Raw genomic sequence first — 12,489 nt, 5'->3', positions numbered from 1 at the left:
TCCAGCGCCCCACTGTAGGGTTGCCGCTGCGCTTCACGCCGTTAGACTGCGTCACCCGCAAAAGGATTTTCGACTCGACCATGTCCAGCACCCGCCGCTTCCCGCTTCTGCTAATCGGGGCCTTCGTGGCCCTGTATTTCGTATGGGGTTCAACCTACCTGTTTATCCGCATCGGTGTGGAAAGCTGGCCGCCCATGCTCATGGCCGGGGTCCGCTTTCTGATTGCCGGAGGGCTGTTGTACGGCTTCATGCGCTGGCGAGGGGCGCCATCGCCGTCCTGGCCGCAGTGGCGGGCAGCGGGGCTGGTGGGCTTTTTGCTGCTCAGCTGTGGCAACGGGGGCGTGACCATCGCCGAACATGCGGGCGTGGCGTCCGGGGTGGCAGCGCTGGCGGTGGCGACCGTGCCCTTGTTCACCCTGGTGTTTGGGCTGATGTTCGGTTACCGCAACTCGGCGCTCGAATGGGCGGGCATCGTCTTGGGCCTGACTGGCATCGGTCTGCTCAACCTGGGCTCCAACCTGCAGGCGAGCCCGCTTGGCGCGGCGCTGCTGATCTTCGCCGCCGCCTCGTGGGCGTTCGGGTCGGTGTGGAGCAAGCGCCTGCCCATGCCACCGGGCCCCATGGCCAGCGCTGCACAGATGCTGGTCGGCGGCACGGCATTGCTGCTGGGCAGCCTGCTGTCGGGCGAACGCATGACGCAGATGCCCACCGCTGCCGGCTGGGGCGCGCTGGCCTACCTCGTGTTCTTCGGCTCGATCCTGGCGTTCAGCGCCTACATGTACCTGCTCAAGCACGTTCGCCCGGCGGCCGCCACCAGCTATGCCTACGTCAACCCGGCCGTGGCGGTGCTGTTGGGCATCGTGTTCGCCGGCGAGCAGATCGGTGCCGAGGAGTGCGTTGCCATGGCCGTGATCATCGGCGCGGTGGTCCTGATCGGCCTGCCGCAGTGGCGCAAGGCGCGACCCGTCGCGTAGCCGCTCGACCGGGAAACCTGCAAGTGCACAGGGGGGATGCGGTAGACTTGCCGGCTTCGCTGAACCCCTGATGGTATTGCCATGAATTTCGCCAAACTCGGCCTGATCGAACCCTTGCTGCGCACCCTTGAGCAGCGCGATTACACCACCCCGACCCCGGTACAGGCCCAGGCCATCCCCGCCGTGCTGGCCGGCCGCGACCTGATGGCCGCCGCCCAGACCGGCACCGGCAAGACCGCAGGTTTTGCCCTGCCCGTGTTGCAACGCCTGGCGCTCGAAGGCGAGAAGGTCGCGGCCAACTCGATTCGTGCCCTGGTCCTGGTGCCCACCCGTGAACTGGCCGAGCAGGTGCATACCAACGTGCGCGAATACGCCGAGCACCTGCCGCTGAGCACCTATGCAGTGTATGGCGGGGTGAGCATCAACCCGCAGATGATGCGCCTGCGCCGCGGTGTGGACCTGCTGGTGGCGACCCCGGGCCGGCTGCTGGACCTGTATCGCCAGAACGCGATCAAGTTCAACCAGGTGCAGATTCTGGTGCTCGATGAAGCCGACCGCATGCTCGACCTGGGGTTTGCCGAGGAGCTGCAATCGGTCTATGCCGCGCTGCCCCGCAAACGCCAGACGCTGTTGTTCTCGGCGACGTTCTCGGACCAGATCCGCATGCTCGCAGGGCTCGCGCTCAACGACCCGCTCAGCATCGAAGTCAGCCCGCGCAATGCCACGGCCGCGAGCGTCAAGCAATGGCTGGTGACGGTGGACAAGAAGCGCAAGGTCGACCTGTTCTGCCACCTGTTGCGCAAGCAGCGCTGGAAACAGGTGCTGGTCTTCGCCAAGACCCGCAACGGTGTCGATCAGCTGGTCGAGCGTTTGCTGGCCGAAGGGGTCAAGGCCGACGGCATCCATGGCGACCGCCCGCAAGCGACCCGGCAACGGGCGCTGGACAGCTTCAAGGCACGCGAAGTGCAGGTGCTGGTGGCCACCGACGTGGCTGCGCGCGGGCTGGATATTGACGACCTGCCGCTGGTGGTCAACCTGGACCTGCCGATCGTGGCCGAAGACTACGTGCACCGTATCGGTCGCACCGGCCGTGCGGGCAACACGGGCGAGGCGATTTCGCTGGTGTGCGCCGACGAGGTGCAATTGCTGGCGGCCATCGAGGTACTGACCCGCCAGACGCTGGCGCGTCATGAAGAGCCTGATTTCATTCCTGATCACCGGGTACCGCTGACCGATGCCAGTGGTCAAGTGATGAAAAAGCCCAAGAAACCGAAGAAGCCCAAGGAAAACAGTGCCAAGCGCGGGCTGGGGCGGTGGATGGACAGTGACGAGGCAGGTACCGCGCCACCTGCGGTGAAGGCGGTGCGCAAGGTGCCTAGCTTCAATGGGGGGCCGCGCAAGCGCAAGCCTTGAGCGGGTTTGGACAGGTCTAGGGCAGGGCCCTGGTTGTTTGCGGGTGTCGTGCAGGGTTGCACAGCCGGCCCGGCGATTTGTCATACGGGGCTGAAACTCTGGGGCCACGCAGCGGCCCCCAACGGGCTTGAATACAGAACAGAAGACCTTCAGACCACAACGCAACCCCTCACCCCACCCAACCCCGCGATCAGCCCGGCGTCTTCCCCCGCCGCCCCACCCAAGCCGCCGCCGCCCGCCCGGCGCGCAGCCCGCTGGCGAAGCAGGCAGTCAGCAGGTACCCGCCTGTTGGCGCTTCCCAGTCCAGCATTTCGCCTGCACAGAACACCCCTGGCATGTGCTTTATCATCAGCCCCTCATCCAGGCTTTCGAAGCGGACCCCGCCGGCACTGCTGATCGCTTCGTCCAGGGGGCGAGTGCGCACCAGCGTGATCGGCAGGGCCTTGATCGCCCGAGCAAGGGAGGGCGGGTCGGCGAAGGTTGCCGGGTCGGTCAGTTCACGCAGCAGCGCTGCCTTGACTCCGTCCAGGCCCAATTGCCCTTGCAAGTGCTTGGCCATGGACCGCGAGCCCCTCGGCCGTGCCAGCGCCTGGGCAATTTTGTCCACAGGCTTGTCCGGTAGCAGGTCCAGTACCAGCACACCGCTGCCACGCTGCTCGATGGCCGTGCGCACCTGCGCCGACCAGGCGTAGACCAGGCTGCCTTCCACACCCTGGGCGGTCAGGATGAATTCGCCTTTGCGCGGTGTGCTGCCGGGTACGCTCAACGCAATGTTCTTGACCGGCGCCCCTGCGAACTTGTCGGTGAGCACTGCGCTCCAGCCCGCCACCTCGAACCCGCAATTGCTCGGTCGTAGGGGTGAGATATCCACAGCCCGGTCAGCCAGGGTTGCTTGCCAGCGCCCATCAGACCCCAACCGCGCCCAACTGCCGCCACCCAGCGCCAGTACTACCACCGCAGGTCGGACCAGCCGCTCGCCCTGTGGATAAGCAATCCGCAGCGCGCCGTCCTCGCTCCAGCCCAGCCAGCGATGACGGTTGTGGATAACCACGCCGCTTTCACGCAGGCGCTTGAGCCACGCGCGTAAAAGCGGGGCGGCTTTCATGTCGGTGGGGAACACGCGGCCCGAGCTGCCTACGAACGTGGCAATGCCCAGCGCGTGAATCCACTGGCGCAAGGCGTTGGCATCAAAATCGCGCAGCAGCCCGTCAACCTCGCCCCGGCGCTCGGCATACCGCGCCGCAAAGGCAGGGTAGGGCTCGGAATGGGTGATGTTCATGCCACCCACGCCCGCCAGCAGAAACTTGCGACCTACTGAAGGCATGGCGTCGAACACTTCCACCGCAAGCCCGGCCTGTGCCAGGGCTTCAGCCGCCATCAGGCCGGCAGGGCCGCCCCCGATGACAGCGGCGACAGGAAGGGCGGGGTGACTTACTTCGGACATGATCGGCTGCAGGCTGTGGAAAAGACGCGCATTCTAACGCAGCACGCCTCCCACAAGCACTGATCAAAAAATGATCAAGATCGCGCAAACAGCGCCATCAAAGGGCTACAGCCTGTTTCGCTCAGGTTATCCACAAGCGGTTCCACAGTCATTGTGCACAACGCAAGACTTTGGCTGCCGTGTGATGAAGCACACCGTGACGCTTGGCCAGTGCTCTGCGGTCCTTGCTGTAGCCGCCCCCGATCACACCCATGACCGGAATATCGCGCCCCAGGCACTGGCCGAGCACGCGCTCGTCACGTGCGGCCAGCCCTGCATCGGTGATTTGCAGATAACCCAGGGCATCGTCCTTGTGAACATCGACTCCGGCGTCGTACAGCACCAGGTCAGGCTGATAGAGCGGCAGCAGGTAATTGAGCGCCTCATCCACCACTTGCAGGTAAGCGTCGTCCCCCATGCCGCGTGGCAGGGGAATGTCCCAATCGCTTTGTGCCTTGCGGGCCGGGAAGTTCTGCTCGCAATGCAGGGAGACGGTAATGGCGTCGGGTGTGTCCTCAAGCATGCGCGCAGTCCCGTCTCCTTGATGGACATCGCAATCGAAAATCAGCACCCGATGCACGCGACCGGCTTCAAGCAGGTACCGGCTGATCACGGCCAGGTCATTGAAGATGCAGAAGCCGGCCGGGTGGTCGTAGTGGGCATGGTGAGTGCCCCCGGCCAGGTGGCAGGCCACCCCGTGTTGCAGGGCCATCTCGGCCGTCAACAACGACCCCCCGACCGCGCGCACGGTGCGCCGCGCCAGCGCTTCGCTCCACGGCAGGCCCAGGCGGCGCTGGTCCTCGCGCGACAGCTCGCCGTGCATGTAGCGCTCGATGTAATGGCGATCGTGGGCCAGCGCGAGAATGTCATTGGGGCAGATGTCGGGCCGCAGCAACGCCTGGTCAGTGGTCAACCCGCTGTCGATCAGGTGATCGTGCAGCAGACGAAACTTGTCCATCGGAAAACGATGGTCCGGCGGAAACTCAGGGCTGTAGTCTTCGTGGTAGATCAGCGGCAGCGACATGGGTTATCCACAGCAGGGAACAGCCTCGATCTTGCCATGAGTGGCCTACGGCTGTGGAAAACTTTGCTGTCGCTAACTAGAAGCCGGTGGCGGCCCATGCAGTGGGCACTTTCAACGTGCGGCACTGGCCAGCACGCGCTGCCATGCAGGCTCGTTCAAGCGCCCCAGAATGCGTGCCTTGCCGCTGTCGTCCACGGAAACGAACAGGGCGCTGGCATAACCGCTGTCCCGTTCGCCGCCGGCAACGTTCTGCTGACGAGCGAATTGATCGACGCAGCCGCTATGGGTTACCAGCACCAAGTTGTGTTCGGTGCGTTTGGCGGCCAGCGCCTGGGCCGGGAAGCTGCCGTCGCACTGCCCGATCCATTCCCGCGTGGCGACCGGCTGCCCCAGAATGAAATGCGCCGTCTGCTGGGTGCGCACCTTCGGGCTGCTTAACAGGTCGGCATCGGCCAGCCCAAGGTGCTTGAGACCTTCGCCCACGCGCCCGGCAGCCTGGCTACCGGCCACCGTGATGCCCGCTGGGTCGTCCAGGCAAGGGCCTGGTGCGCTGTCGCAGCGCTCGGCATGGCGGATCATGACGATCACCGCACCGTTGGCCCAGGCCTGGAGCAGGCCGCTTTTGCTGAGTTGTTGCTGGCTACCAAGGTCCACGATGGAGGTTCTCGTCATAAACCAGGAGGTCGATGCCGCCACGGCCAGGCTCAGGCTCAAGGCGACGGTCACGGCGCGGCGGGGCAGCCATCGCTTGCGCGGTGAATGCAAGGCGTAGGGCGGCAGGGTGTTGCTCGACAGCATGGGTGGCTCCGACAAGAAAACCGCGCGCTGGGCGCGGCAGGGATGGCGGCATTTTGCTAACCGACGTGTTGCCAGCCGGTGAAGCGCATGTGAAAAATGCATTCGGCTACCCGTCACCCGGTGCCCTGCCGTGGCTGCGCCTACGCTGTACACTGCATCACGCCAAAACGGAGCGAACCCCATGACCCCCATTCTGGAACTGGAAAGCGCGCGGCTGATCCTGCGCCAATGGCAGGACGAGGATCTGCGCGAGTTCGCTGCCCTGTGCGCCGACCCCCAGGTCATGCGGTATTTCCCCGCGCCGCTCACACGTCTGGAAGCGGCTGCCTTGATCGGCCGCATCCGCGGGCATTTTCATGAGTACGGGTTTGGCCTGTGGGCGCTTGAGCGCAAGGACAGTGGCGCGTTCATCGGCATGACGGGCCTGCTCAACGTCAATTTCGACGCGCCCTTCGCCCCGGCGGTCGAGATCGGCTGGCGCCTGGCACGCCGGCACTGGGGCCTGGGGTTTGCCAGCGAGGCGGCCTGGACGTGCTTGCGCTGTGCGTTCGCCCAGTTGCAGGTCGAAGAGGTGGTGTCCTTCACCAGTACCCTCAACCTGCCCTCGCAGAAGGTCATGCAAGCTATCGGCATGGAGCAGGACCTGGCAGGCAGCTTCGACCACCCGCGTGTCGCCCTCGGCCATCCACTGCGCCCGCATGTGCTGTACCGGATCGATCGCTCGCGGTGGGAGCAGACCTTGCGGGCCGAGTGAACCGCCAGGGGGGCCAGCGGTGTCAAACCCTGTATCATTTGCGCTATTGGACGGTGGGGCTCATGCAGGGGCCGCGCCGGTTGAATCGAGCGCCGGCCCACGGCGCCTTGTGAGCACGCCTTGCGTCTACGGAGAACCCCGATGAGTCATGTGTTGGACGACCTGGTCGACCTGTTGAGCCTCGAAGCCATTGAAGAAAACCTGTTCCGCGGCCGCAGCCAGGACCTGGGTTTTCGCCAGCTGTATGGCGGCCAGGTGCTGGGCCAGTCCTTGTCGGCCGCCAGCCAGACGGTAGAGGATGCCCGCCATGTGCACTCGCTGCACGGCTACTTCCTGCGCCCGGGCGATGCCAGCCTGCCGGTGGTGTATTCGGTGGACCGCGTGCGCGACGGTGGCAGTTTCAGTACCCGCCGCGTCACGGCGATTCAGAAGGGTAAGACGATCTTCACCTGCAGCGCGTCGTTCCAATACGACGAAGAAGGGTTCACCCACCAGGCGCAGATGCCCGATGTAGTCGGCCCTGAAAACCTGCCCACCGAAGTGGAACTGGCCAGCGCCATGGCCGATCAGCTGCCTGAGCGCATCCGCGACAAGGTGCTGTGCGCCAAGCCCATCGAGATTCGCCCGGTGACCGAACGTGATCCGTTCAACCCCAAGCCCGGCGACCCGGTGAAATACGCCTGGTTCCGCGCCGATGGCAACCTGCCGGCCGTCCCTGCGCTGCACAAGTACATCCTGGCCTACGCCTCTGATTTCGGGCTGTTGACCACCTCGATGCTGCCCCATGGCAAGTCGGTCTGGCAGCGCGACATGCAGATCGCAAGCCTGGACCACTCCTTGTGGTTCCACGGCAACCTGCGCGCCGATCAATGGCTGCTGTATGCCACCGACAGCCCTTGGGCAGGCAATGCCCGTGGCTTCTGCCGGGGCAGTATCTTCAACCAGGCCGGCCAGCTGGTGGCCTCGTCCAGCCAGGAAGGCCTGATTCGTCATCGCAAGGACTGGGTATGAACCTCGGCCAGGTGCGCCACTGGGTGTTCGACATGGACGGCACCCTGACCGTGGCCGCGCACGATTTTGCCGCTATCCGCGTGAAGCTGGGCATCCCGCCCAAGGACGACATCCTGGCGCACCTGGCGGCCTTGCCCGCCGACGAAGCCGCCGCCAAGCATGCCTGGCTGCTGGAGCACGAGCGTCATCTGGCGTTTGCCTCCAGAGCCGCCCAAGGGGCGGTGGAGTTGGTCCGTGAGCTGGCCAGCCGTGGTTGCCAGCTGGGCATCCTTACCCGCAATGCCCGCGAGCTGGCGCACATCACGCTCGAGGCCATTGGCCTTGCCGACTGTTTTCCGGTGGCGCACATTCTTGGGCGTGATGAAGCGCAGCCCAAGCCCAGCCCCGATGGGCTGCTCAAGATCGCCGGTGCCTGGGGCGTCGCGCCGCAGGCGATGGTGATGGTGGGCGACCACCGCTTCGACCTGGACTGCGGGCGAGCCGCCGGTGCAGGCACGGTACTCGTGAACCAGCCGCACGACGCCTGGCCGGGCCTTGCCGATCGACATGCGCCCGACTGCCATGCTTTGAAGCGTATGCTGGGCTGAACCGACGCTCGCCGGCCACTTTCCTTTTTACAGATGGAGCACTCGACCATGAGCAGCAAGGCGATTTACGTTCAACCCGGCGGCGGCTACGACAAGGTCGAGGTCGGCACCTGTGAAGCCACTGCCCCAGGCGTGGGTGAAATCACCGTGCGCTTGCATGCCAGCTCCCTCAATTACCATGACTTTGCCGTGGTCAGCGGCATGTGGGGCCCGGCCGAACGCCGCATCCCGATGGCCGACGGTGCTGGCGAGGTCGTAGCCGTGGGCAGCGGTGTCAGCGACTTTAAGGTCGGTGACAGCGTGGTCAGCACCTTCTTCCCTGACTGGCTGGATGGGCAGGCCAATGTCGAGGGCTTTGCCCGGGTGCCGGGCGATGGCCTGGACGGTTATGCCCGTGGCCATGTGACCGCGCTGGCCACGGCGTTCACTCTCGCGCCCAAGGGCTTCAGCCACGCCGAGGCGGCGACCTTGACCACTGCCGGGCTGACGGCCTGGCGCGCGCTGATGAGCGACGATCACCTCAAGCCCGGTGATACGGTGCTGGTGCAGGGCACCGGCGGGGTTTCGATCTTCGCCCTGCAGTTCGCCAAGCTGGCCGGCGCGTCGGTGATCGCCACTTCTTCCAGCGATGCCAAGCTCGAGCGGCTCAAAGCCTTGGGCGCCGACCACGTGATCAACTACACGCGCACGCCGGCCTGGGGCGAAAAGGTGCGTGAACTGACCGACAACCGTGGGGTGGACCATGTGATCGAAGTGGGCGGGCCTGCCACTTTGGAGCAGTCGATGATTGCCGCGCGCATCGGGGGCCATGTGTCGCTGATCGGTATTCTGACCGGTGTGGCGGGGCAACTGCCGCTGGTGCAGGCACTGGTGCGGCAGATCCGCTTGCAGGGTGTCCTGGTGGGCAGCCGTGCTCAGCAGCAAGCCATGGTCCGGGCCATCGAGGCTAACGGCCTGCGCCCGGTGGTGGACAAGCACTTCGAACTCGAACAGATCGTCGAGGCGTTTCGCTATCAGGAAAGCAACCGCCATTTCGGCAAGATCTGCCTGACCTGGTAACGCCTTGGGGTAACGGGATGTAATGGCTGGCGAGCAGGCCAATACATTCGCGCACATCGTGCGCACAGGTGGCTGGCTAGAATGCCCGGCTCCGTTGCGACTGATTCTCTCTTCAAGAGGACGCCCCGATGTGCCTGTTCCCCCGTTTGCGGCAGCGCCTGCTGCCTGCCTTGTTGCTGTTGGCGTCCTGCCTCGGCTTTACCCATACCGCCCACGCCCTGCAAGTCACCGATGTGCTGGGGCGTACCGTCGAGCTTGACCACGCCCCGCAGAGGATCGTGCTGGGCGAGGGGCGTTTGTTCTTCGCCCTGGCGCTGCTCGACCGGGACAACCCGTTCCAGCGCGTGGTGGGCTGGCAGAACGACATGCGCTTGCTGGACCCGCACACCTACGAGGTCTACGCCCAGCACTACCCGCAGATCGCCAAGCTGCCCTTGATCGGGCAGGCCTCCGAGCAGAGCGTGAGCGCCGAGCAGATCCTGTCGCTCAAGCCGGACCTGGCCATTTTCAGCATCGCCGGTGAAGGCCCGACCCAGCACAGCCCGGTGGCCGACTTGCTGGCCAAGGCCGGCGTGCCGGTGTTGTTCATCGATTTTCGCGTGCACCCCATGCGCAACACCCACGTCAGCATGCAGGCGCTGGGCACGCTGCTGGGCCGTGAACAGCAGGCGCAGCAGTACCTTGACCTGTACGACCGTCACCTGGAGCGGGTGAAAGCGGGCGTGGCCGGCATCAAGGACAGCGAGCGGCCCAAGGTGTTTCTGGAACTGCTGGCCGGGGTATGGCAAGCGCCCGGCCATACCACTGGCAAAAGCGGTTTGGGCAGTGTGGTCCAGGCGGTGGGTGGCCATAACATTGGCGCCGACGTGGTGCCCGGTGCGCTGGGCGATGTCAGCGTCGAGTACGTGCTGCAAGCCGACCCCGACGTCTACATCGCCACCGGCAACCGCGCCCCTGGGGTGCTGCTGGGTGCCGGGGTGTCCGAAGAAACGGCCCGGGACAGTTTGGCGAAGATCACGGCCCGCCCGGAATTCGCCCCCTTGCGCCCCATCCAGGCCGGCCAGGCCCATGGCTTGTGGCATGACTTCTACAACTCGCCGTTCAACATCCTGGCAATTGAAGCGATGGCGCGCTGGGTGCATCCAGAGCGGTTCAAGGCCATTGACCCGCAAGCGACCATGGCCGAGATCAACCGCATGCTCAAGGTAGGGCTGGACGGTCAGTACTGGGTCGACGCCCAGTGACCGCACAGGCGCTGCCAGGCGTGCAGCAGGCCGCCTGGCATTACCGTCGGCTGCTGTGGCGGCGTACCGGGCTGGTGGCCGGGCTGGCCGTGCTGTTGCTGGTTTCGGTCTTGAGCGACCTGGCCAGCGGTGCATCGGGCATGAGCTTGGGGCGACTGGTGCAAGGCCTGTTCGACCCGACCACCCTCAGCGCCACGGAGCGGGTGATTATCTGGAACGTTCGCCTGCCGTACGCGCTGATGGCCGTGCTGGTGGGCACGGCACTGTCGCTGGCAGGGGCCGAGATGCAGGCGATCCTCGACAACCCGCTGGCCAGCCCCTTCACTTTGGGAGTGTCCTCGTCAGCGGCACTGGGGGCTTCGCTTGCCATCGCCTACCCGCTCAGCGTCGCCTGGATGACGGCGGGTGTGCAGGTGACGGTGATGGCCTTCGTCTTCGCCTGCCTGTCGGTGGTGCTGTTGCAGGCCATGTCGCGGCTTCGCGGGGCGGGCGTGGAGAGCCTGGTGCTGTTCGGCATCGCCCTAGTGTTCAGCTGCAATGCCCTGGTGTCGCTGTTGCAACTGCTGGCCACCGAGGACGTGCTGCAGCAACTGGTGTTCTGGACCATGGGCAGCCTGGCCCGGGCCGATTGGAACAAGCTCGGCATGCTGGCGCTGGTCGTGGCGCTGGTGTTGCCGTTTTCGCTGCGCGCAGCACCTGCGATGACGCTGCTGCGCATGGGCGAGGACCGGGCGCGCAGCTTCGGCGTGGACACCCGGCGGCTGCGCTTTGCCTCGCTGCTGCGCATCAGCCTGTTGTCGGCAACCGCCGTGGCATTCGTCGGCACCATCGGCTTCGTCGGCCTGGTCGGGCCGCACATTGCGCGCCTGCTGGTCGGTGAAGACCAGCGGTTCCTGCTGCCGGCCAGCGCGCTGGTGGGCGCACTGATGCTGTCGCTGTCCTCCATTGCCAGCAAGCTGATCATGCCAGGCGTGATTGTGCCGGTCGGCATCGTCACCGCCCTGGTGGGAGTGCCGATTTTCGTGACGCTGGTGTTCCGGCGGGGGAGAAAGCTGTGAGCCTGGTGATCGACAAGGTTTCGGTCGCCTACGGTGCGCGGCAGATCCTGCACGAGGTCAGCCTGCCGGCCTTGCCCGAAGGCAGCCTGGTGGCGCTGGTGGGGCCCAATGGAGCAGGCAAGTCCACGCTGCTCAGGGCCCTGGCAGGGCTCGAGCGCATGCGCGGCGGCCTGCGCCTGGATGGCCAGGACGTGACCCGGCTGGCCTTTGCCGACCGTTCGCGACGACTGGCCTACATGCCCCAGCAGTTGCCCCCCGGCATTGCCCTCAGTGTGCTGGAAAGCATCATGGCGGCACTTCGCGTAGGCAGTGCGGACGATCTGCTGGGCCAGGCCTTTGCGGCCCTGCGCCAGCTGGGTATCGAGCATCTGGCCCAGTGCTCGCTGGACAGCTTGTCCGGCGGGCAGCGGCAATTGGTGGCGCTGGCCCAGTTGCTGGCGCGCAACCCGCAAGTGCTGCTGCTCGACGAGCCCACCAGCGCGCTGGACCTGCATTATCAATTGCGGGTCATGGACGCCGTGCGTGAGCGGGTGCAGGTGCATCGCCTGTTGGCGGTGGCGGTGCTGCACGACATCAACCTGGCCGCCAGCCATGCCGACTGGCTGGTGGTGCTGCGCGAGGGCAGGGTGGTGGCCAGTGGTACGCCGCAGGATGTATTGGTGCCTGACCTGCTAGCGCAGGTGTATGGCGTCCAGGCGCGGGTCGAGCGCTGCTCCCAGGGGCGGCTGCAGGTGCTGGTCGACCACGCACTGGCCTGATGCCCGCGCTGCCTGCTGGACAGGCAGCGGGTGCAACACACTCGAATGAAAAACCCAAGCGCCATTGGCGTGCATGGCGCGTTCGGATATGCCAATCGCGACATTTGTCGCTTGCACAAAAGCGCTGTCGTGATCGAACAGTTCCGGGGCGTTCTCGTGTAATTTCCCTCCCCCCTGCGGGGCTTAAATGAAGCCCGACCCCCACCGGCACGTTGCCTTGTGATGCGCTGCAAAGATCAACAACAGAGCGCAAGCAACCTGTCGACCTGAACCCTTCAAGGAGCTATTTTCGCCTACGCCTGCCCGTCCATCCTTGTGTCAGCAAA

Annotated in this window: 12 protein-coding genes; 9 read left to right on the top strand and 3 right to left on the bottom strand. The window is 65.4% G+C overall.

Translation table 11 applies throughout. The features are described 5' to 3' along the window. Positions 1-80: 80 nt before the first annotated feature. On the top strand, positions 81-974 hold the full coding sequence (gene yedA / locus ACF8E5_RS14655; protein WP_100852575.1) for a drug/metabolite exporter YedA: 894 nt from the start codon (positions 81-83) through the stop codon (positions 972-974). An 81-nt stretch (positions 975-1,055) separates the two neighbouring features. Beyond that, positions 1,056-2,387: a DEAD/DEAH box helicase gene (locus tag ACF8E5_RS14650; RefSeq protein ID WP_144967808.1), complete on the top strand. Its 1,332-nt coding sequence runs from the start codon at positions 1,056-1,058 to the stop codon at positions 2,385-2,387. A 190-nt stretch (positions 2,388-2,577) separates the two neighbouring features. Here the strand turns inward: ACF8E5_RS14650 and ACF8E5_RS14645 are convergent, their stop codons facing one another. The 3 genes from ACF8E5_RS14645 to ACF8E5_RS14635 all read right to left on the bottom strand — a co-directional run bounded on the left by ACF8E5_RS14645 (position 2,578) and on the right by ACF8E5_RS14635 (position 5,692). Further along, positions 2,578-3,831, bottom strand: coding sequence for a TIGR03862 family flavoprotein (locus ACF8E5_RS14645; protein ID WP_392475443.1), 1,254 nt, complete (start codon positions 3,829-3,831; stop codon positions 2,578-2,580). Between the two features lie 148 nt (positions 3,832-3,979). Further along, positions 3,980-4,894: a histone deacetylase gene (locus tag ACF8E5_RS14640; protein WP_326384345.1), complete on the bottom strand. Its 915-nt coding sequence runs from the start codon at positions 4,892-4,894 to the stop codon at positions 3,980-3,982. Between the two features lie 111 nt (positions 4,895-5,005). Further along, positions 5,006-5,692, bottom strand: coding sequence for a histidine phosphatase family protein (locus tag ACF8E5_RS14635; RefSeq protein ID WP_326384346.1), 687 nt, complete (start codon positions 5,690-5,692; stop codon positions 5,006-5,008). 181 nt (positions 5,693-5,873) lie between these two features. On the opposite strand from ACF8E5_RS14635, the gene ACF8E5_RS14630 reads away from it, so the two are divergent. The 7 genes from ACF8E5_RS14630 to ACF8E5_RS14600 all read left to right on the top strand — a co-directional run bounded on the left by ACF8E5_RS14630 (position 5,874) and on the right by ACF8E5_RS14600 (position 12,163). Then, positions 5,874-6,446 carry a GNAT family N-acetyltransferase gene (locus ACF8E5_RS14630; RefSeq protein ID WP_167338682.1) on the top strand — a complete coding sequence of 191 codons (573 nt, stop codon included), beginning with the start codon at positions 5,874-5,876 and terminating at the stop codon, positions 6,444-6,446. Positions 6,447-6,587: 141 nt separating this feature from the next. After that, entirely contained in the window at positions 6,588-7,457 is an 870-nt protein-coding gene (tesB, locus tag ACF8E5_RS14625) for an acyl-CoA thioesterase II (protein WP_058638428.1), read from the top strand. Then, positions 7,454-8,044 carry an HAD family hydrolase gene (locus ACF8E5_RS14620; RefSeq protein ID WP_058638427.1) on the top strand — a complete coding sequence of 197 codons (591 nt, stop codon included), beginning with the start codon at positions 7,454-7,456 and terminating at the stop codon, positions 8,042-8,044. Before tesB ends, ACF8E5_RS14620 begins: the two co-directional genes overlap by 4 nt. A 48-nt stretch (positions 8,045-8,092) precedes the next feature. Beyond that, on the top strand, positions 8,093-9,103 hold the full coding sequence (locus tag ACF8E5_RS14615; RefSeq protein ID WP_145128902.1) for an NAD(P)-dependent alcohol dehydrogenase: 1,011 nt from the start codon (positions 8,093-8,095) through the stop codon (positions 9,101-9,103). 128 nt (positions 9,104-9,231) lie between these two features. After that, positions 9,232-10,347: an ABC transporter substrate-binding protein gene (locus ACF8E5_RS14610; RefSeq protein WP_392475442.1), complete on the top strand. Its 1,116-nt coding sequence runs from the start codon at positions 9,232-9,234 to the stop codon at positions 10,345-10,347. After that, positions 10,344-11,405, top strand: a complete 1,062-nt coding sequence (locus tag ACF8E5_RS14605; protein WP_058638424.1) for an iron ABC transporter permease — start codon at positions 10,344-10,346, stop codon at positions 11,403-11,405. The genes ACF8E5_RS14610 and ACF8E5_RS14605 overlap by 4 nt, the downstream gene beginning before the upstream one ends. Then, complete coding sequence (locus tag ACF8E5_RS14600) at positions 11,402-12,163, top strand: ABC transporter ATP-binding protein (RefSeq protein ID WP_058638423.1); 762 nt, start codon at positions 11,402-11,404, stop codon at positions 12,161-12,163. The genes ACF8E5_RS14605 and ACF8E5_RS14600 overlap by 4 nt, the downstream gene beginning before the upstream one ends. Positions 12,164-12,489: the final 326 nt, after the last annotated feature.

The sequence above is a fragment of the Pseudomonas sp. WSY_20 genome (assembly GCF_043104335.1).
Lineage (GTDB): Bacteria > Pseudomonadota > Gammaproteobacteria > Pseudomonadales > Pseudomonadaceae > Aquipseudomonas > Aquipseudomonas parafulva_B.
The sequence above is the reverse complement of the archived record's forward strand: the minus strand, read 5'-3'. Positions and strand labels throughout refer to the sequence as shown.